Origin of the sequence: Paenibacillus sp. FSL W8-0919, from assembly GCF_038003785.1 — a bacterium.
In the GTDB taxonomy this organism is placed as follows: domain Bacteria; phylum Bacillota; class Bacilli; order Paenibacillales; family Paenibacillaceae; genus Paenibacillus_AQ; species Paenibacillus_AQ lactis.
This window is the reverse complement of sequence record NZ_JBBOPV010000001.1, coordinates 703,156-722,655: the sequence shown is the minus strand read 5'-3', so window position 1 is coordinate 722,655 and position 19,500 is coordinate 703,156. Positions and strand designations below refer to the sequence as shown.

Annotated in this window: 19 protein-coding genes; 15 read left to right on the top strand and 4 right to left on the bottom strand. The window is 52.9% G+C overall.

Annotation, left to right across the window (positions count from 1 at the left end; genetic code table 11):
* Positions 1–13: 13 nt before the first annotated feature.
* From NST44_RS03090 to NST44_RS03065, 6 genes are all read left to right on the top strand, one after another.
* Positions 14–2,086 (top strand): amylo-alpha-1,6-glucosidase, encoded by a 2,073-nt coding sequence (locus tag NST44_RS03090; protein WP_340897796.1) that lies wholly within the window; start codon positions 14–16, stop codon positions 2,084–2,086.
* Between the two features lie 195 nt (positions 2,087–2,281).
* Positions 2,282–2,752 (top strand): DinB family protein, encoded by a 471-nt coding sequence (locus NST44_RS03085; RefSeq protein WP_340897795.1) that lies wholly within the window; start codon positions 2,282–2,284, stop codon positions 2,750–2,752.
* 455 nt (positions 2,753–3,207) lie between these two features.
* Entirely contained in the window at positions 3,208–3,528 is a 321-nt protein-coding gene (locus NST44_RS03080; RefSeq protein ID WP_340897794.1) for a hypothetical protein, read from the top strand.
* A gap of 115 nt (positions 3,529–3,643) precedes the next feature.
* Positions 3,644–3,949 (top strand): DUF3139 domain-containing protein, encoded by a 306-nt coding sequence (locus NST44_RS03075; protein WP_340897793.1) that lies wholly within the window; start codon positions 3,644–3,646, stop codon positions 3,947–3,949.
* Positions 3,950–4,171: 222 nt separating this feature from the next.
* Entirely contained in the window at positions 4,172–4,954 is a 783-nt protein-coding gene (locus NST44_RS03070; protein ID WP_007130625.1) for a TrmB family transcriptional regulator, read from the top strand.
* 75 nt (positions 4,955–5,029) lie between these two features.
* Entirely contained in the window at positions 5,030–5,827 is a 798-nt protein-coding gene (locus NST44_RS03065) for an inositol monophosphatase family protein (protein ID WP_007130624.1), read from the top strand.
* Positions 5,828–5,950: 123 nt separating this feature from the next.
* Here NST44_RS03065 and NST44_RS03060 read toward each other — a convergent pair whose 3' ends face one another.
* The 4 genes from NST44_RS03060 to NST44_RS03045 are packed head-to-tail and all read right to left on the bottom strand — an operon-like array spanning position 5,951 to position 9,431.
* Positions 5,951–6,940 carry a ketoacyl-ACP synthase III gene (locus NST44_RS03060; protein WP_007130623.1) on the bottom strand — a complete coding sequence of 330 codons (990 nt, stop codon included), beginning with the start codon at positions 6,938–6,940 and terminating at the stop codon, positions 5,951–5,953.
* Between the two features lie 12 nt (positions 6,941–6,952).
* Positions 6,953–7,294 carry a hypothetical protein gene (locus NST44_RS03055; RefSeq protein ID WP_007130622.1) on the bottom strand — a complete coding sequence of 114 codons (342 nt, stop codon included), beginning with the start codon at positions 7,292–7,294 and terminating at the stop codon, positions 6,953–6,955.
* 59 nt (positions 7,295–7,353) lie between these two features.
* A complete protein-coding gene (locus NST44_RS03050; protein ID WP_007130621.1) occupies positions 7,354–8,979 on the bottom strand; it encodes a thiamine pyrophosphate-binding protein in 1,626 nt (541 codons plus the stop codon).
* Entirely contained in the window at positions 8,976–9,431 is a 456-nt protein-coding gene (locus NST44_RS03045; protein WP_007130620.1) for a GAF domain-containing protein, read from the bottom strand. The genes NST44_RS03050 and NST44_RS03045 overlap by 4 nt, the downstream gene beginning before the upstream one ends.
* A 951-nt stretch (positions 9,432–10,382) precedes the next feature.
* Between NST44_RS03045 and NST44_RS03040 the strand changes: the two genes are divergently transcribed.
* The 9 genes from NST44_RS03040 to NST44_RS03000 all read left to right on the top strand — a co-directional run bounded on the left by NST44_RS03040 (position 10,383) and on the right by NST44_RS03000 (position 19,485).
* The gene (locus NST44_RS03040; RefSeq protein ID WP_007130619.1) at positions 10,383–11,723 is read left to right on the top strand and encodes an ABC transporter substrate-binding protein; all 1,341 of its coding nucleotides are present in this window, start codon (positions 10,383–10,385) and stop codon (positions 11,721–11,723) included.
* A gap of 5 nt (positions 11,724–11,728) precedes the next feature.
* Positions 11,729–12,679 (top strand): carbohydrate ABC transporter permease, encoded by a 951-nt coding sequence (locus NST44_RS03035; RefSeq protein ID WP_007130618.1) that lies wholly within the window; start codon positions 11,729–11,731, stop codon positions 12,677–12,679.
* Entirely contained in the window at positions 12,669–13,529 is an 861-nt protein-coding gene (locus NST44_RS03030) for a carbohydrate ABC transporter permease (protein ID WP_007130617.1), read from the top strand. Before NST44_RS03035 ends, NST44_RS03030 begins: the two co-directional genes overlap by 11 nt.
* A gap of 110 nt (positions 13,530–13,639) precedes the next feature.
* Positions 13,640–14,359, top strand: a complete 720-nt coding sequence (locus tag NST44_RS03025; RefSeq protein WP_340897787.1) for a glycerophosphodiester phosphodiesterase — start codon at positions 13,640–13,642, stop codon at positions 14,357–14,359.
* Positions 14,360–14,640: 281 nt separating this feature from the next.
* Complete coding sequence (locus NST44_RS03020; protein WP_373872011.1) at positions 14,641–16,089, top strand: MDR family MFS transporter; 1,449 nt, start codon at positions 14,641–14,643, stop codon at positions 16,087–16,089.
* Positions 16,090–16,148: 59 nt separating this feature from the next.
* Positions 16,149–16,724 carry a TetR/AcrR family transcriptional regulator gene (locus NST44_RS03015; RefSeq protein WP_232239381.1) on the top strand — a complete coding sequence of 192 codons (576 nt, stop codon included), beginning with the start codon at positions 16,149–16,151 and terminating at the stop codon, positions 16,722–16,724.
* A gap of 250 nt (positions 16,725–16,974) precedes the next feature.
* On the top strand, positions 16,975–18,297 hold the full coding sequence (locus tag NST44_RS03010) for an MFS transporter (protein ID WP_007130613.1): 1,323 nt from the start codon (positions 16,975–16,977) through the stop codon (positions 18,295–18,297).
* Positions 18,269–19,186, top strand: a complete 918-nt coding sequence (locus NST44_RS03005) for a polysaccharide deacetylase family protein (RefSeq protein ID WP_034273828.1) — start codon at positions 18,269–18,271, stop codon at positions 19,184–19,186. Before NST44_RS03010 ends, NST44_RS03005 begins: the two co-directional genes overlap by 29 nt.
* A gap of 23 nt (positions 19,187–19,209) precedes the next feature.
* Complete coding sequence (locus NST44_RS03000) at positions 19,210–19,485, top strand: hypothetical protein (RefSeq protein WP_138919332.1); 276 nt, start codon at positions 19,210–19,212, stop codon at positions 19,483–19,485.
* Positions 19,486–19,500 lie beyond the last annotated feature (15 nt).

Sequence of the window (19,500 nt, the reverse complement as noted above, 5' to 3'; positions counted from 1 at the left end):
AGGGGGATGAATGATGGATTATCGCGTAATTAAGGAAGGGGATCTGTTCTTTCTGACGGGGTTGAATGGGGATATGGCTCCTGGGGATGATCAGGGTCACGGTTTATATACGAAGGATACGCGCTTCTTAAGCCGCATGGAGGCGTTCATTGACGGGGAGAGGCCTTCCCTGTTGTCCTCCGCCGGGGATAAGAGCTACATCGCTTCCTTCCGCTTGATGAAGGATTCCAAGGATGAGGGAGCGATCGAGCTGCACCGGGAGCGGTTTATTTACGGCGGGATCCTCTACGAGCGCTGCACGCTCACCAACTATTTTATCGATGCCCGGAACGTTGAGTTTTCGGTCGCATTCGATGCCGATTTCCAGGATATGTTCCTGGTTCGGAAATACCGCACCGGGGACGTTGGCCGCATGGAAGAAGCAAGCGCCAAAGACCGGGAGCTGACGCTGTCTTATATGGGCGCGGATAGCCAAAGACGCAAGACGCGCATTTCCTGGGATGCCGAGGGCGGCAAGGCGCATGGAAGAGGAACGATTACGTTCCCGATGTTCTTGAAACCGAAGGAACAGCGGGTGGTCACCTTCTTCATTGCGCCGATCACGGAGGAGCACGCGGAGCCGGAGCCGCTGTCTTATGACGAGGGGCTGAGGAAGCTGGAGGCTTCCTATGCGCAGTGGTACGCAAACAGCACGCGGGTGAAATCCGACTCTGCCGTGTTCAGCGGATTGTTCGAGCGAGGTCTGCAGGATTTGCGCATGCTGACCCTGGACGTCGGCTTCGGCGACACGACGGTGGCCGGACTGCCATGGTTCGCGGTTCCATTCGGCCGGGACAGCCTGATCACCGCCCTGTTCATGCTGCCGGTGAATCCGCAGCTGGCCAAGGGAACCCTGAAGACGCTGGCCTCCAATCAAGGGGAGAAGACGGATCCTTGGCGAGACGAGCAGCCGGGAAAAATCATGCACGAGATTCGTTACGGCGAGCTGGTTACGACCGGGCAATCGCCGTTCTCTCCTTATTATGGCACGATCGATTCCACTCCGCTGTTTCTTGCCCTGATCGGAGAATATTACCGCTGGACGGGCGATTTGTCTCTCGCGGGGGAGCTGAAGCCGAACATGCTGCGGGCGCTTGATTATATCAATGCTGCCTTGGAAGCGGGGAACGGCTTCATGGCCTACAAGCAGGAAGCCGAGAAGGGCTTCCCAAACCAAGGCTGGAAGGATTCAGCGAACTCCATCATCCATGAGCATGGGGAATATGCGGAGTCGCCCATCGCATTGTCCGAGGTGCAAGGATATGTATATCAGGCGAAGAAATCGCTCGTCCCCGTGTTCGCTGACATGGGCGAGCACGAGCTGGCCCGCAAGCTAGAAGAGGAGGCCGAGGAGCTCCGCGCAAGATTCGAGGCGGCGTTCTGGATGGAGGACGAGCAGTGCTACGCGATTGCGCTGGATAAGGAGCAGCGTCAGGTGCGAAGCGTAACCTCGAATCCCGGGCATCTGCTCATGAGCGGGCTCCCTGAAGCCGGACGAGCCGCAGCCCAGTCCAAGCGGATGCTGAAGGACGACATGTTCAGCGGATACGGCATCCGTACGATGAGCACAGGCTCCACGGGCTACTATCCGATGAGCTATCACAACGGCAGCGTGTGGCCGCACGATAACGGGATGATTCTGCTTGGGCTGGGCAAGCAGGGCTTCAAGGAAGAGGCCGGCAAGGTCATTTCCGGACTGCTCAAGGCCTCGGAGTCCTTCGAGTACCAGCGCCTCCCGGAGCTGTTCTGTGGGAATGATGCGGGGCTCGGTTATCCGGTGCCTTATCCGACGACCTGTTCGCCGCAGGCATGGGCGGCCGGCACGTCGATCGCTTTTCTGCAGGCGATGCTCGGATTGTACCCCGATGTGCCTAGGAAGGAAATCGCGTTGTCACCGTTCCTGCCGGAGGGCATGAACGAGCTGAAGGCCGAGCGGATTGCGATCGGTAATGGCCATCTGTCGGTCAGCGTAACGCGTGATGCCGGCGGAGCATCCTTCAACGTGAAGGTGCTTGAAAATACGACCGGCTATACGCTGGTCGGATAGATAATATGAACAGCACGACAGCACGACAACACGAACAGCAAATACACGGACAACGACCTGATTCTCTCGCTTCAAAGAGAACCAGGTTGTTTTTTATTGAAAATACAGGAACATGTGTTCTATAATATAGAGCGGAGTTTTAAACTACATACCCCAAGCATGCTGAACGACAACCTAAGATGGGAGAGAACGGGAATGAATACCTTTTGTACATATGCGCTGCACCAGATCGAAGTGGCGGTGCTGTCGGTCGTGGCGATTATTGACAAGCTAACAGAGGAGGATCTGTTCGTCAGGCCAACGGCGGACAAGCATTCCGTCGGCGAGCTGCTGAAGCATATCGCGGTCATCTGCAGGGCCGACTTCCTTATATCCGGCGGGGCGACGCAGGAAGAGATGAGCGCTTATTACGCCGGCGTGTCGCTGAATAACCTGAAGGATATCCAGGCTGAATTGTTAACGAGCTATTCGTATCTGGCGCAGGCGTTTCATGAGATGAGCGACGAGGAGCTGCATCGGGAAGTGGCGTCCTATTGGGGCGCAACCTATACCCGTTATGAGTGGCTGCTTGAGATTCTGGCCCACCTGTACCATCACCGGGGACAGCTGCATGCGATGCTGGTCCACTGCAATGGCAAAGACCCGAAGGTGCCGCTGTTCGAGTAAGATATTGGCATCAAAGAACCGCTCCCGAGATGCGATAGGAGCGGTTTTTTGTTTAGGCTTAGGCCAAGGTGCTGTTATTTGAATATGAAGGCACAGGAGTGGCTGGAAACGGAGGGAGACATTAGCTGCATTTTTCCCAACGGGGGGATCAGTTGTTAGTGCTGAGAGTCTTACTTCTGAGGAGAGTATCAATCTTTATAACATAGAAGTTAATGATAACACGGACAGTAGCGAAGATATTTCAATCCAAAATGATAGCGAATTAATTGAACCATTTGCGGAGATTGGGCCTACATATCCCGGTACTTAATGTTCCAATGCGAATCGGAGATGTCCTCTATTCGACAAAAACGCTAGGCTCTAGTTCACAGATTGTGGGGCATACTGGAATTGTAAATTCAAATTATAAAGTGGTCCACGTAACATTACCTGTGAATGGTGGGACCGTAGATAACATGTCAGGTTATATGAGTAGACATGGCAAAGGAGAAACTATCAAAGTCTATAGACCTATTAATGGTATGGGGGTTGAGGCTGCCAAATGGGCAACATACAACTATAAGTATGTGACAAAATACGAAATTGAACCATACGTAAAGAAGAGCACACTCTCTCCAAACTATTGTTCGAAATTTGTATGGCAGGCATTCTATTACGGGGAAGGAATAGATCTATTGGATCTTGGTAATACCCCCGATCTAAGAGGATTTATTACTCCATCAATGGTAATAAATGCTCCTAATTTGGTATATGTAACTCAATTTACAGCACAATAATTTATACTAGAAACTGCCATTGTGCAGTTTTTCTTTTTAAGATTATCGGATATGATAAAGTGTTATGAGATTTTCAATTTGACAACTTAGATTTTCGTAAGGGAGGATGTTAATAGTGAAAAAAACCTTGGCTATTTTTGTGATAGTAATTGTGTTAATTATAGGAGGCGGTTATGCAGCACTACAATACAAATACAATGCACTAGAAAAGAGCTTAAAGAACCATTTAATTAATGTAGAAGGCTACGCTGAATCTGATATCATCAGTATTAAGGCGAAACTAAGTAGTATGCCTAAATTCCCTGTTTACGTAATATTCGCCGACGATCCAAATACTAAATATATTTTTACTGATAGAGATACAGGAGAATGGACACAATTAGATCCTAAAACACCGCAGCGTTTAAATGTAAAGAATTGAAGTTTGATCTAAACCACTGATCTTGATAAAATCAGTGGTTTTTATATTAGACTACTTATCGAGGTTATAGCCTATTGCTAGATAGCGTTAAAGAGATGCCTTTTGCGGATTAGAGTTCCTCATCACAATTGGAATGGCTGATAAAATGAAAGGATTGACAACATACCTCCTCAACAGTAGTATTATTGAATAATACTACTAATGGCGAAAAGGAGCGTTACGATGATTGATGAGCTGCGAAGCATCGGGCTGTCGGATTTGGAGGCGCGTATTTACCTTGCCCTGCACGAATCCCCCGAAATGTCGGGATATGAAGTAGCCAAGCGGGTGTCGGTATCCCGTTCGAACGTTTATGCGGCCCTGCGGGCGATGACGGATAAGGGGGTGTGCCGAACGATCGAGGCGGATCCCGTGTTATATGATGCGGTGCCGATCGGTCAGGTGGTGAAGACGCTGAAAACCCAATTCGATCAAAATGCACGTATGCTGCTTGAGGAGCTGAACGCGCCGCCGAAGTCCTCGCCGTCGTTCTACAGCTGGAAGGGGGATCAGGCGCTGCGCAAAGCCATTGACCGTCTGGCGGCAAACGCCGAGAAGAGCATTGTCGTTGATCTATGGTCCGAAGACGTCCACTGGATGAGCGAGGCGCTGTCTGAGGCCGAACGGCGCGGCGTCCGAGTTGTCGCGATTGTCATCGGAGAATCCGGGCTCTCCCTGAAGCATGTCATCGAGCATAAGCGGAGCGAGATATGGCAGCAGGCGCAGTCCAGAAAATTCTCGATGCTGTGCGATTCGAAGTCGGCATTAATCGGAAGCTTCGGCCGGTCTCTCCGATTAACGGCGCTTGAAACCGATCATCCTTCCATAATTGAACTGCTTCAGAACGGTCTATATCACGATCTGGTGATGGAGCGGATTGAGGAGGATTTCGCCGCCGAGCTTTCGGATCAATACGGCAGCGATTATGAACGGATTATCAGCCCGTTTCGGGAGCTGCTGGAATAGAGTAGCGGGAGACCGCTTCTTTTTGCGAAAATATTAGTAGTATTCAAAAATACTATCCTGAGGAGTGGACATTTTATGATCCATGTAGATCCACATGCCATCGGGGCCATACTGGCTCAAGTCGGGGAAGAATTGTTGGAGGAATATGGAGGGCTTGCTCCTGCAGCGTCGCGGGAGCAGCTGATTGAACGTTTTGCGGACGCCAACGGCTGGGCAGAGCGCCGCATACGCCAGGCGGTGAACGAAATCCATCCCGGGCTGCCATGGTCCGATGCTGAGCTGGATGCAGCCAGGCAGGGAAGTCCGGAATACGGAGACGCCTACTGGGTGCTTGACCCGATCGACGGAGCCGTCCATCTGCATCAGGGATTCGGATTTTGGGCGATCTCCCTTTGCTTGATCCGGGAAGGCGTTGCCGTCTTCTCGGCCGTTTATGATGCCGGCCGCCGCGAATTGTTCCATGCGGTCCGCGGAGAAGGGGCTTACTTGAACGGCGAGAGGATTCGGGTATCGGCGAAAACGGGTCTGGCCGATGCGCTTCTGCTGACGGCTCCCCCTAACAAAGTCGAGGTGGAGCCCGAGAACGTCAAGCTGACCGCCTGGAGCGTCGGCAAGCTGCTGCCGGAATGCACGGCGCTGCGCATGCTCGGCTCCGTCGCGCTTCAGATGGCTTATGTGGCCTGCGGGCGCATGGATGCCTACTGGGAGTTTGGCCGCGAAATTTACGACTGGCTGGCAGGCGCGCTGCTGATCGAAGAAGCGGGCGGCTGCGTATCCGATGTCGACGGATCGCCGTTCACTTGGGGAACATCCGGGGTTGTTGCAGGACCGGACGCGCTTCGGGACAAGATCGTAACCGTATTGGCAGGGTGATTTTCCCCTGCATGAATCCATGACATGGAGAAGCCCGTCCATTGCGGAAAATGGGCGGGCTTCTTGCTGCAGATACCTTTTATTATTAACGTTGAGAATCGGTCCGTTCCCAGAGCAGGATGCTCAGTACTGAATCAACAGGCTGACATTTTGCCAACCCGCTCCTACCGTCCAGAAGACCAGGTAATCGCCGCGCTTCACTTTTCCGGCCCGAACTGCTTCGTACAGGGCGAGGAAAGGGCTCGTTGTCGCGGTGTAACCGTACTTGTCCCCGATATAAGGAACCTTGTCCTGATCAATCCCGAGGCGCTCCGAAACATGCTTGATATTGCCCAAGGTAAATTGGGAGAACATAAAGCCGGCAATATCATCCTTGGTCAGATCGTTGCGTTCCAGCAAGATGCGAATCGAATTCACCGCGGATTCGGCACAGACCGAATCATCGAAAGGCGTAAACTTCACCTGCGCATCCTTAGCCGTAAACTCCTCACGGTACAGATTCGACAAGCCGTGGGCCGGGAACAGGGAATTGTCGATAACGGATGTATCGGTTTGATAGACGGAATCGATCAAACCGCGGGTGCCTTCCGCTTGCTCCAAAATCACGGCTACTGCCGATTCGGCAAAATTCGAATAATACACCGGCTCCTCCGGACTGTGAACCGAAAGATAATCGGAGCCGACCACAAGCGCACGCTCTACCCTAGGATTAGCGGTCATATAGCGGGAAGCCTGCTCTACCGCAACAAGGATGCCGGCACAATTCGCGTTAATGTCGAAGCAAGCCGTTAGGAGATCGCCTCCAAGGGCATGGTGGAGCTTCAGCGCATTGCTGGGCAGCAAATATTCCGGTGTCTGGGAAGTGAAGATGATCAGATCTACGTCTTTTGCGGACAGCCCGCTCTTCTCCAGCACCAGCTTGGATGCCTGCACGGCCATCGTGAATGTATTCTCTTCCGGATTATCGATAATAAAACGCTTATTACGGCCCAGAGCGGTTACAAGTCCGGTAACATCCGTACCTCTTTCCGCAAAATAGTTAATGTAGTATTCGTTGTCTACTTCATTAGCAGGATGGTAGATTTCAATCTCGCGAATTTGTACACCTCTCATGGCCATCTCTCCTTATTGTTCGATAATTTCGTAGTTGTCCAGCTTCACGCCACGAGCAACACGCCCGAGCTGCATCTTCAGGATCGGATTTTTGGAAATGCGCAGCGTAACTTTCTTAAAGCCGTCTTTTTTATACATCTCGAAGCATCCTTCCAAAAGCGGAAGCGTCTCAGGCGCAGAGACGTTCAGCTTCGTGCAGTCGATGTCAATTTCATATTCCGGAACGGAAATGGTTGAGATGGCCTTGCCGTAAGCCTCAATGGATGCCATTCCGTCTTCCGGCGAGAAGGTGCCTTCCACCTCGGCATGAAATACTTTTGCAGCTTGATCGATTTTGATATTAAAGCTTCCCATGTTGCTCTTCCTCCTATGATCGAAACATATTATGTTGAATTGGTGTTGTACCTTAGTGCTTATTTCTTCAGGGCTTTCAAGCGATCCAAGATCGGCGCGGGCTCGCTGCCGTCCGTATTGACCTCAATGATGCACGGCCCTGTCATCTCCCGCAGGAATCCCGGAATATCCTCCATGTCCTCCAGACGGTCGACAGACATCGCTCGGATTCCGGCGATTCGCATCATGTCGGCGATGGAGATTCTCTCCTGCTTGTAATCCGGGATCGTGCGGTTATATAGAAACTTCTGCCCGCGCTCGACGTAAGACAGCATGGCGTTGTTAATAATGAAATAAATGATGGGCAGACCGTACTCTTTAGCGGTAAGCACCTCGGTGCCATTCATGAAGAACGAGCCGTCCCCCGCAATAACGGCAACCGGGCGGGTCGAGTCGGCCAGATATAGTCCCGGTCCTCCCGCCATCGCCGATCCCATCGCTCCATAGTTCAGATTGATTTCAAAATCGCCGCCGGCGGGCACTTCCAAGTACTTCAGGACAAAGTTGGTAAATTCCCCGATATCGCATACATATCGCGTGTCTGCCGGCATCACTTGGCTCAGCTTCTCCAGAAACAGGCGCAGCGACAAGCCTGTATGATTGGGCTCGTAGGCCTCGTTAAGCGGGAACGGCTTCTTAAATGAAGCTGAAGACGGACTCACGTGCTCCGCAAAATAAGGAACGGCATCCCGGAGATCGGCAACAACGGCTGCATCGGTCCGGAAGACTTTCCCAAGCTCTTTGGCATCACGGTCGACATGAATCACCTTGCGTCCGTCCACCAGGACATCATTGAAGTTGCATGTAGAGGACTCTCCCAGGCTTGTACCCAAGATTAAAATGCAGGTGGCCTTCGAAGAGGTGACGTATTCCATCGCCGCATCGGTGCTTGAAAATCCGTAATTCCCTAAGTTAAGCGGAAATTCGGCCGGAATGATGCCTTTGGCCGATGGCGTCGTAATGATGGGCCACTGCAGCCGTTCGCTGAGACGCATGATGGCTTCGGCTGATGAGCGCCCGCCGCGTCCGACCATAATGATTCCCCGCTCAGCCTCATTCAGGAGGGCTGCAGCACGCTCCATCTCATCCGGATTCGGGCGAATACGCTGAAGCGCGGAAGGCTCTGGAGCCGCAGGCAAGAGCGCCGGCGCTTCCATCCGCTGCACATCGATCGGAACCGAAATATGCACAGGCCCGCAAGGGGGAGTCAGCGCGATCCTTACCGCCTTATCCAGCTCGGCCAACACATCGGCTTCGTTCATCACGGTGTTGCTGTATTTGGTGATGGGCCGGACAATATCCTGCGCATCCATCTCTTGGATGGCTCCCTTGCCGATCTGCCACCGGTTTACGTATCCGGTGATGACCAGCAGAGGGGCTTTGGCGCGCATGGCATCGGCAATCCCGTTCATCATATTGCCGACCCCGACCGCACCGGCACCGGCACAAACGGCGAGCTTGCCGGAATTGCTGGCATATCGCGCAGCCATATAGGCGGCGCCGGCTTCATTTTTCGTAATGATCGGCTTGATATCGACATCAATCAACGCGTCATAGATCGGGCCGATGATCCCGGCCGGAATTCCGAATATGCAGTCCACTCCGACATTTCGCAAATACTTCAGCACGGCTTCGGCAATATTCATCTTGAAGAATCCTCCTTATGCTGTAGTTGAAACGCATCCTTGTATTCAAACACAAGTGATTCTGCACGTTTGACCTCTTCTTTCGTAAAATCATGCCGTGCTCCAATCGAGGCGACGACGACGATCCCCTTCACCGTCTCATGCTGCATGACAGGCAGAACCATAATGCTGTCGATCCCAAACAGGAAAAACTCGTCGGCCGCGCGCGGATCGTTCTTGACGTCTTGCAGGACAACCGTTTGCGGATGCTCCATCATTTCGCGCAAAAGGCGGTCATGCCGGATGTAGACGGGGTGCTCTGCATGAACGCTTTTCCACTTCTCCACGCCGAGCTGGTCCGTCTTCGTTTTGGATACCGGATTCAAACGGCCGTCCCGGATTTCATGATAGGCGATATCGGCCACGCCTGTGAGGCGTTCAAGCTCTTCAAACAGTGATGCTAATCGCTCCATGCCCATTTCTCCTCCGTATCAAAAATCTCATTGTCCGATCGGATGTTTAGTTTCTTCGTCCGATTCAAGCAGCTAGGAGGACGTTAACATTTCTCCCTTAGCGGATAGCTTAAAGCAGCCGCTCTTGTCCAAATTGTCGGTGTCGTTATGTTTGCTGAAGTACGGTACGCCCCCTTTGTCGCAATGGCCGCGGCATTTCCGGGTACGGGCAAACTGCGGCTATTTTTGGAATTGCGTGTAACACACCATTTATATCGGATCCTTTTTTTCGTTCTTTCATGGTTTTTCGGAAATATTATAATTTTTTTCACTTTTTCATAGCGTGTTATCCAAGTTGAGGTGAAGGGTTTGTTTCATTTGTTATGTTCGCAATGACAATTGTTACATCAAGCTAAAATTCTTTTTAATTCGACAAAAAAACACAAAATTCGCTATAGACTCCTGCTAATTAATTCCTCTATGATAGATACTAAACATGATAGACACAGCTTGAGAGCAGTTTTGGCTATTCTGAAAGCGCTCTCCTGGGTGAGGCGGCGAATAACTGAAGGATTGGAAGAGGCTAAAGCCGGTATGATAACTCCAATCCATTGTTTGTGCAGCCATAACCGAAAGCGCATTCATAGAAATGGCCGTTTGAACAGGAGGTTGTTTAGACTAACGCTTGTTTAATACTCCCTTGATCAACCGTCGCTAACACGAAGTCGTGCGTGTTTCATTGGGCGGTTTGATCCGCAGTGAATGAATTTGCTTAATTGCATATCGCTAGGGGTGGAGACGATGAGATAACCCTGGGAGGCAGCTGCTTTAGCTTTTTTAGGAGGTGGTGGCTCTTTTGGTTGCTCGTTAACGTCTCTATTTTTGTGCGCATTTTTTAGGAGATATCCAGGCTTTGAATCACAGACAGCAGATATGCAGTGATAGAAACATTCGAAAGGGGCCAGAACATTGATGAAAAAGAAAACATGGTTGCTTACGCTGTTGACCATTGTGATGATCATGACGACCGCGTGCGCAGGAGGCAGCGGAGGAAGCGGGAATGCAGGGGGCGAGGTTAACCTCGATGACGTGGAAGCGGCTTCGATGGATTTGAAGAACGATACGACGCCGATCAAAATCCAGTATTGGCACTCGCATGCCGAGGCACAACTGGAAGGCTTGAACTACATGATTGGAGAGTTTCAGAAGAAGTATCCGCACATTACAGTCGAACCGGTATTCCAAGGCGGGTATCCGGATCTGCATAAGAAGCTGTCGGCTGCCGTGGCCGCTGGCGACGTTCCGGCTGTGACGAACGTGGAAGTATCCTCCCTGCCGAACTTTGCGGACAGCGGCGTATTCGCCGACCTGGGACCATGGATCAAACGGGACGAAGTGAACATGGATGACTTCGCGCAAGGCATGTTGAACGCGTATGCATTTAACGGCAAGCAGTACGGCTTCCCGCTGATCGTCAGCACCAGCGTCTTCGTGTACAACAAAACGATGCTGGACGAGCTCGGCGTAGAGCCGCCGCAGAAGTGGGACGAGATTGAAGCCTTCAACGCCAAAGTCGTGAAGAAGGAAGGCGACAAGACGACACGGTATGCCTTCTCCGTTCCTGGTTGGGATACCTGGTACTACGATCCGTGGAACATTAACGGCGGCGGGCAAATCTTGACAGAGGATATGAGCGCATCGGCGGTGGAGAACGAGGATTCCCTGCGCTACCTCCAAAACTTCTACAAGTGGCAAAACGAAGGCAGCATGCATATGGGCTTCGGCAAGGGCGCTTCCGACAATATGCGTCAAATGTTCCTGAACGGCGAGATCGCAATGGTACAGCACACATCGGCCATGCTGAAAATGTACCGTGAGAATGCGGATTTTGAAGTGGGCGTATCCTTCCTCCCTGGCGACAAGAAGCGTACCTCTAATATTGGCGGTGCAGGCATCGTGATGATGAACGGCGCCAAGGATCTGGAGAAGGAAGCTGCATGGAAGTTTATCGAGTTCATGACCGCAGCCGAGCATAACATCAAGTGGGCGGAATCGGTAGGCTACCTGCCAACTCGGAAATCGGCCATCGAATCGGAAGAAGGCGACCAATATTTCGAAAGATGGCCTCAATACAGAGCGGTTTACGAGCACTTTGACGAAGTGACTCCGCGCCTGCAGCATCCGGCTTATCCGGAATTCAGCGAGGTGTATAAGGAAGTGATCGGCGAGATGGTGCTTAACAAGAAAGATCCGGTGCCGTTAATGCAGGAAGCGGCCAAGAAGATTAACGATATTCTGATGGATTACGAGTGATGTCTATGGGAACCAATCCAAAATTAAACAAGGCGGCGCCCAACCGGGCGTCCGCTTCCGTATCCAGACGGGTGTCGAATTCGGTCATCGAGAAATGGAAGGACTTTGCCTTTTCGGTGCCGGCCCTGGTATTCATGGGGGCTTTCCTGTACTTTCCGCTCCTGTACTCCATTTATATCAGCTTCACGAACTGGAACATGACGCGCCCGGTGATGAAATTTGTCGGAGCGAACAACTATACCCGGCTGCTGACGAACGAAGAGTTCTATCAATCGATGAAGGTGACGTTCCTGTACACGCTCATGGATGTCGTCTTTACGCTGGCGATCGGCTTGCTGCTGGCGCTGCTGCTCAACGTGTCATCCTCCCGCCTGTTCGGATTCATGCGGGGCGTGATCTTCATGCCGTATTACATTTCCATGGTCATCGCGGCCATGGTGTTCACTTGGATTTATAACGGGCAGTACGGGCTTCTGAACCAGGTGGTGTCCTGGTTCGGAATGGATCCCGTGGAATGGCTCATCAATCCGTCCACCGCGCTGCCGGCGCTTGTCGCCGTCTCGGTCTGGAAGGGCGTTGGCTTTGCCATGATCCTGTTCATTGCGGGTATGCGCGGAATTCCGGCGGAATATTATGAAGCGGCCTCCATTGATGGAGCCAGTCGGCTTCGGCAGTTCCGCAACATTACGCTTCCGCTCTTGTCGCCCATGACGCTGTTCCTTGTTATTACCAGCTTCATTTCGTCGATGCAGGTCTTCCAATCCATCGATGTCATGACAGATGGCGGACCGCTTAAGGCCACCAACGCGATCGTATACTGGATTTATACGATGGCCTTCGTCGAATTCAAAACGGGAAGGGCTTCTGCGCTTGTCATGATTCTGTTCGTGATTATATTGCTGTTAACGATGTTTCAGATGTGGGTCAGCAGGAAGAAGGTGCACTATGAGGGATAATTATATGGCCGGTTCGGCCGCAAACCGCAAACTGCTCATGGCGCTTCGCATTATAGCGGCGGTCCTGGTCACTCTGGTCATGTTCTTTCCGGTATATTGGCTCTTGATCAGCTCCCTTAAGACGCAGGCAGAGATGCGGATGGCCGTACCGACGTTCTGGCCGCAAAGCTTCGCATGGGAAAACTTCGCCGAAGCTTTCCGCGTCATTCCATACGCGCGGTATTTCGGCAATACGCTGATTATGGCCGTAGGGACGATCATCCTGCAGCTGAACGTAGCGTTAATGGCGGCTTATGCGTTCGCGAAAGGGCAATTCCGGGGACGGGATGCGCTGTTCTTGCTCGTGCTGGCTGCCCTGATCGTCCCCGAGCAGGTTACCTTCGTGCCGGTATACGTCATGATGTCGAAGCTGGGCTGGCTGGACACATTCTTGGCCCTGATCGTGCCTCATGGCGCTTCGGCTTATGCGATCTTCCTGCTTCGGCAATCGTTCAAATCGATCAACAATGATGTACTGGAGGCGGCACGTGTCGACGGTGCCGGCCGGTTCTCCATCTTGTACAAATTGCTGCTCCCGATGGCGCTGCCGACCGTCGTAACGATGGGCGTTCTGATCTTCATCTCGACCTGGAACTCGTATTTCTGGCCGCTGATCATGACCAATGATAACGATATGCGGGTGCTTACGGTCGGCATCGCGATGCTTCGCGATTCCATTGCAGGCAATGAAGCGATGTTCTTCCATATCATCATGGCATCGAGCGTCATGGCGATTATTCCGATCGTGCTCGTCTTTACGGTCATGCAGAAGCATATCGTAGCGGCTATGGCAAATTCGACTTTTAAGTAAGAGGCATGCCTTGGCCTCCGGGGCGCTCGCTCCCCGGGGCCTTTCCATGTTGCGGCGGCAGGCCGCATCATGGAATAATAACCATAAAGCTTACGAGGGGGAATTGAACGATGACAGTACGTGGACTGGCCCATCGGGGATATCCGCTGAAATATCCGGAGAATACGATGCTGGGCTTTCGGAAGGCGCTGGAGCTTGGGTGCACGCATTTGGAGCTGGACGTTCAGCTGACGAAGGACGGGGTGCCTGTCGTCATCCATGATCCGACGGTCAACCGGACGACGAACGGCACCGGAGAGGTGAAGTCCTTCACGTTCGAGGAGATCCGGCGACTCGATGCCGGACAGGGGGAAGCCATCCCCACGCTGGAGGAAGCGCTGCTGCTGGCGAAAGACCGCATGACGGTGGATATCGAGCTGAAGCAGACAGGCCTTGCTTATCCGGGGCTGGAGCAGAAGGTGATCGAGACGGTACGGCATGCGGGCATGGAGAAGCAGGTGTTCCTGACCTCCTTCGATCATTATTCGATCGAGCGGGCCCGGACCCTGGATTCGGACATCGAGCTTGGCCTGGTTATTTACGGGGCAACGCCATCGGTATTTCCGTATCTGGATCAATTAAGGGCAAAGTATGTGTCCGTAAAATACGTGTTTATCACGCCTGAATTTTTGGAGGAAGCGCGAAAGAGGGATATTCAACTGATTGTGTGGACGCCTGACGATGAGTCGGTGCTCGAGTCCCTCGCACAGTATCCGGACCTGTTGATCTGCACGAACAATCTGGAGGGCTGGGCGAAGGTGTACAAGGAGAAGGTGCTGCTGAACTCGTAAAGCATTTGCAGTGTTTGCAGAGAACCTGAAGAGCTTCCAGCATGTAAGCAAGTTGTTCTCTACTCCTCGTTTGGCCGACAGCGGGTTTGGAGTTGAATCAAATGGAATACGAATGGTTAAGGGTATGTCCGGGCCGGTGGAGGCCGGACATACCCTTTCTTTGTAAAGAATATGTAAAATTTTAAATTTCAGTTTGACTTGCGGACAATTGTCCGTTAGAATAATACCACGCTAACGGACAATTGTCCGTATATAGAGATAAGGAGGATACATTTTTGGATATGGGAGTGGGGCCGAGTTCGGCCAAAATTGATTTAAGCAAGATAAAGAGGGGACCGATCGTCGCCGCGCTGATTATCGGCGCGTTCGTCTCGATCTTGAATGAGACGCTGCTGAATATCGCGTTTCCAAGCTTGATGGAGCAGTTCGGCATCGGTGAGGCGACGGTGCAATGGCTGTCCACGTCTTACATGCTCGTTGTCGGCATTCTCGTGCCTATCACGGCGCTGCTTCAACTGTGGTTTTCGACAAGGCAGATGTTTATCGGCGCGATGTCGCTATTTCTTGTCGGGACCATTATATGCGGGTTCGCTCCAGTATTCGGGGTGCTGCTGACCGGCCGCATTTTGCAGGCAGTCGGAACGGGTCTCATGATTCCGGTGCTGATGAATACGATCCTCAGCATCTATCCGCCCCAAAACCGCGGAGCCGCCATGGGGATGATCGGGCTTGTCATTATGACCGCCCCGGCGATTGGACCGACGCTGTCCGGTTTGATTGTTGACGCGCTCAATTGGCGCTGGTTGTTCTACCTCGTTATGCCGCTGGCTGCGTTCTCCATTATTTTTGCAGCTATGTTTTTGAAAAATGTAACAGAGCTTACGAAACCGAAGGTCGATTTCATCTCCATCATTCTGTCGACGATCGGCTTCGGGGGCATCGTGTACGGCTTTAGCAGTGCCGGAGAAGGCTCTTGGTCGGATCCGGTGGTTATTTGGTGCATCGCGGCCGGGGCTATCAGCCTGCTGCTCTTCGTATGGCGTCAGCTGAGCATGAAGGAGCCGATGCTGGACCTGCGTACCTTCAAATATCCGATGTTCTCGCTGGTGACGATTCTGATGCTTGTGCTGATGATGAGCATGTTCTCCACGATGATCATGCTGCCGCTGTTCTTGCAGAATGCACTGGGAATGACGGCGCTGGCAGCCGGCCTTGTCATGATGCCGGGCGGTATTATCAACGGACTGATGGCGCCGATCACGGGCAAGCTGTTCGACAAGTTTGGGCCGAGAGTGCTGGTCATTCCGGGACTCGTCCTGTTAGTTATTGCCATCTTCCTGTTTTCGCGCGTTAACGCTTCATGGACGGGTGGTTATGTCATCTTCCTTCATGTTATGATGATGATAGGTATATCCATGGTCATGATGCCTGCCCAAACAACGGCTCTGAATCAGCTGCCGAGACTGCTGTACCCGCACGGAACCGCGATTATGAATACTCTTCAGCAGGTAGCGGGGGCCGTCGGTATGGCGCTGTTTATAAGCATCATGACAGCAGGAGCTAAAAATTATGTCGTGACAACCGGGGATCTGAATCCGGTCGAGAGTATGATAGCCGGCCTTCATAGTGCTTTCATCACCGGGCTTGTTCTGGCAATTGCCGCATTGGTGCTGGGTCTGTTCGTGAAACGCGCATCTACGCCTTCTGAACAGGAACGGTCCGCCGCATAAAGATTCCTGTGTCGATGGGAAAGGATGCATGCATTCTGAGCAAAAAAGAGAATGACGAATTGAGTCAAAAAATCTTGGATACGGCTCAAGCGTTGTTTAATAAATACGGGGTCGAGGACGTATCCATGCATCAGGTGGCCAAAACGGCCGGGATCGGTCAAGGCACGCTCTATCGCCGTTATCCAAGCAAGAGCAAGATATGCTTTTCCTTGATGGAAGCGAAAATCGATCGGTTCCTGCAGGAGTTGGATGAGTATCTTCGCAACAGTGATGAACCGGTCGCCGTCCGGATTCGGACGATTATCACCCGCGTGATCCTGCATTTTAATGAGGATTTGGAGTGGCTTCGGGTGATGCTGACCTCCGACAGGCTGGAGGAAACCAAGAATCATCTGTGCGAAAATCCGCCCTTCACCTATCTGCGGCTGCAGATCAAGACTCTGCTTGAGGATGCGGCGGAACAAGGCGTTCTGATGCCCGTGGATCCGCAGTTTACTTCCGTCATGATGGCCTCGCTGCCGCGTGCGGATATTATCTTGTTCCTGCGCGACATGGGATACAGCGCGGAGCAGATTGCCGAGCAATATTGCCGAAGCTTTGTGGATCCGCTGTTTGTAGACCGTTCAACCATATAGCATTCGCGGTAACCATGCCGCTTCGCCTCAAGACCTGCCGGTCTTGGCGAAGCGGCTTTTCTTTTCCTGTTGTTACAGCAGGCCTGAAGCGGCAAGCCGGTATAAGAGAAGGGTCCCGCGAGACTCATTTGGCAAGTGCTTTGCTCATAATCGGGCCCCGGGCGCGTGAGCAGGTATAAACCCAGGCTGCGGCGAATACTGTACACCAATATCGTCCATTCCAGGATGGACCTTTGGTGGGGGGATGCGCATGAAGCGCAGTTGGGTCAATTCGCCGTATTCATTTTCGCTCGGGATGTTTGCCATGATGGTGCCGAGCCAGGCGTTCAGCTCCTTTTACATCTTCTTTTATGTGGATCAGCTGGGATTGGGAATTGGGCTGGCATCTCTGGCACGGACGGTTTTTCTAATCTGGGATGCGGTCAATAATCCGCTGATGGGGTATTGGTCCGATCGGACGAAGACAAGATTCGGAAGGCGCAGGCCGTGGGTGTTCGGCGCGATTCCGCTGTTTATGCTCACCTTTGTGCTCGTATTTTCCCCGCCGGAGGGACTTGGGCAGAACGGACTTTTTACGTGGTTTCTGATAACCCTAATTCTCTACGAGGCGGTAGCGACGGTGCTGTGGGTCAATTACGGGGCATTGTTTCCGGAGCTGTTCCGGGGCGACCGTCTTCGTGCCAAGGCTTCGGCGGTGCAGCAGGGCTATCAAGTCGTTGCTCTGCTGATCGGTACGGCCGTGACGCCGATTCTGTACGATGCGATGGGGTTCTCGAACATGGCGATCCTATATGCGGTGCTGTTCGGCGCGTTCATGTTCATATGCATGATGAGCGTCCGGGAGCTGGAGGCTTATCGGGAAGCAGACCCGCTCCCGCTTGGCGCGGCATTCCGGGAAACGCTCCGCAACAAGAAATTTTGGGTATTCAACATCTCGAATTCGTTCGCACAGACGGTGAACGGGCTTATTAGCTCGACGATTCCCTTCTATGCCAAATATGTGCTGAAGATTCCTGACGACCAGGTGTCGCTGCTGCTGGCGTCGGTATTTGTATCGGTCATTCCGCTCGTGTTCGTCTGGTACCGGATCATCCGCAGCATGGACGGCGTGAAGGCTTGGCGGCTGTCCTTGGCGATATACGGTCTGTCGGTCATTCCGCTCTGGTTCGGCTTTAACCTGGTCAGCGGCATCTTGGCCGGCATCGGCGTCGGCTTCGGGCTTGCCGGCTTTCTGGTGACCCCGGCCGTTGTCAGCGGCAGTATCATCGATGAGGATGCGTTGCGAACAGGCTTGCGGAGGGAGGGGATCTACACGTCCGTGAGCGGGTTTATTACGCGTTCGAGCGGTCTGATCTCCGCGCTTGCCTTCTGGGTGGTCGGCATCATCTTTGGATATGAAAGCGGCGACAACCCGGGAAGCGATCCGGAATCGACCTTCCGTTATTTAATGAGCGTCGTTCCGCTATGCCTGCTGGTCGTTTCATTCCTCGTATCCTTCCTTACCAAAATCGAATTTTCTAAACCGATCGGAGGCGTGCATGAGCATGGAGCGAAGATTGATCATCAATTGTGACGATTTCGGGCAGAGCGGGCCGATGAATCAGGCCATCCAGCACCTGCTTGAAGAGAATAAGGCATCATCGGCCACTATTATGACGGTTGCCCCCGGATTCGAGGAGGCGGCAGCCTGGGCATCGCGCAGGAATCAGGCCAATGTGGGTCTGCATCTGACGATGACCAGCGAATTTGAAGCCTTGCGATGGCGAAGCCTGACCGGACATTCCTCGCTTCATGATGCCGAAGGCTACCAATACCGGACGGTCCGCGAGTTCGAACAAGGCGCTGAGGCTGGAGCGGTGCTCAAGGAACTGGAAGCCCAGTACCGGCTCGCCCGCAGGGCAGGGATCCGGATTAGCCATGTCGATAATCATATGGGGAGCCTGTACGGGATAGAGACGGGGCGCAGCCTCATCCCTCAGATGCTGTGGAAGACCTCCCGCTGGAAACTCCCGGTGCGGCTCTTCCGCTATATCGATCCGGAGGACTCCCTGCTCCGCTCCCTGCCGAACATCGAGCGGCCGGTAGCGCTGGCATCGGGCTTAGCCGATACCTTCGGGGTTCCGATTCCGGATTATTTGCTCTCGCATCCCTTCGCCAAGCTGGAGGGGGAGACGTACGACAGCTTCAAGCAATCGATCATTGCCAGACTGTATCGGCTGCCGGAAGGCGTATGCGAAACCTATGTCCATCCGGGAGTGGAGGATGACTGGATGGAGGCGAATATTCCGAACTGGGAGAAGCGGGTGTGGGAGTTCAAGCTTTTGTTTGACGATGATTTTGCCTACGGGATGCGGGATGCCGGCGTAATCCTGACGGATTACCGGTATGTCGAGGCGCACTTGAAACGTCCCCGCATGCGGTCGGCGATGAAGCTGGTCAAGGTGCTGGCCAAGAAATCGTAATCGGGCGCTGGAGTCTGGCAAGCTTGGTCGCCGAATTCGGCCAGCCGACACACCCAAGCCTGCATGACATTAGTCCAGCCAACAACTTGCCGGATCCAGCAAGCAGCCTCTGCCCGGCCAGACCTGCCAACAAACTTGCCAAGCCTAGGCTCTCCAACAGAACTTCCGGGTCCAGCAAGCAAGCCATCCTGAAGCGGGTCAGCTATAACGACTGCCTGGCCTGGGCCAAGCATCAAGCCTGCCGGGTCCGCCAAGCCAAGCCCTGCCCAACCCGGGCAGGGCTTGTTCTTGAATTTTAGTTTATCGTTTCCTAA

What these genes read in the sequence shown, in the direction of transcription:
- NST44_RS03090 (WP_340897796.1), top strand. Translation starts at nt 14, where the DNA reads ATGGATTATCGCGTAATTAAGGAAGGGGATCTGTTCTTTCTGACGGGG.
- NST44_RS03085 (WP_340897795.1), top strand. Translation starts at nt 2,282, where the DNA reads ATGAATACCTTTTGTACATATGCGCTGCACCAGATCGAAGTGGCGGTG.
- NST44_RS03080 (WP_340897794.1), top strand. Translation starts at nt 3,208, where the DNA reads ATGTCAGGTTATATGAGTAGACATGGCAAAGGAGAAACTATCAAAGTC.
- NST44_RS03070 (WP_007130625.1), top strand. Translation starts at nt 4,172, where the DNA reads ATGATTGATGAGCTGCGAAGCATCGGGCTGTCGGATTTGGAGGCGCGT.
- NST44_RS03065 (WP_007130624.1), top strand. Translation starts at nt 5,030, where the DNA reads ATGATCCATGTAGATCCACATGCCATCGGGGCCATACTGGCTCAAGTC.
- NST44_RS03060 (WP_007130623.1), bottom strand. Translation starts at nt 6,940, where the DNA reads ATGAGAGGTGTACAAATTCGCGAGATTGAAATCTACCATCCTGCTAAT.
- NST44_RS03055 (WP_007130622.1), bottom strand. Translation starts at nt 7,294, where the DNA reads ATGGGAAGCTTTAATATCAAAATCGATCAAGCTGCAAAAGTATTTCAT.
- NST44_RS03050 (WP_007130621.1), bottom strand. Translation starts at nt 8,979, where the DNA reads ATGAATATTGCCGAAGCCGTGCTGAAGTATTTGCGAAATGTCGGAGTG.
- NST44_RS03045 (WP_007130620.1), bottom strand. Translation starts at nt 9,431, where the DNA reads ATGGAGCGATTAGCATCACTGTTTGAAGAGCTTGAACGCCTCACAGGC.
- NST44_RS03040 (WP_007130619.1), top strand. Translation starts at nt 10,383, where the DNA reads ATGAAAAAGAAAACATGGTTGCTTACGCTGTTGACCATTGTGATGATC.
- NST44_RS03035 (WP_007130618.1), top strand. Translation starts at nt 11,729, where the DNA reads ATGGGAACCAATCCAAAATTAAACAAGGCGGCGCCCAACCGGGCGTCC.
- NST44_RS03030 (WP_007130617.1), top strand. Translation starts at nt 12,669, where the DNA reads ATGAGGGATAATTATATGGCCGGTTCGGCCGCAAACCGCAAACTGCTC.
- NST44_RS03025 (WP_340897787.1), top strand. Translation starts at nt 13,640, where the DNA reads ATGACAGTACGTGGACTGGCCCATCGGGGATATCCGCTGAAATATCCG.
- NST44_RS03020 (WP_373872011.1), top strand. Translation starts at nt 14,641, where the DNA reads ATGGGAGTGGGGCCGAGTTCGGCCAAAATTGATTTAAGCAAGATAAAG.
- NST44_RS03010 (WP_007130613.1), top strand. Translation starts at nt 16,975, where the DNA reads ATGAAGCGCAGTTGGGTCAATTCGCCGTATTCATTTTCGCTCGGGATG.
- NST44_RS03005 (WP_034273828.1), top strand. Translation starts at nt 18,269, where the DNA reads ATGGAGCGAAGATTGATCATCAATTGTGACGATTTCGGGCAGAGCGGG.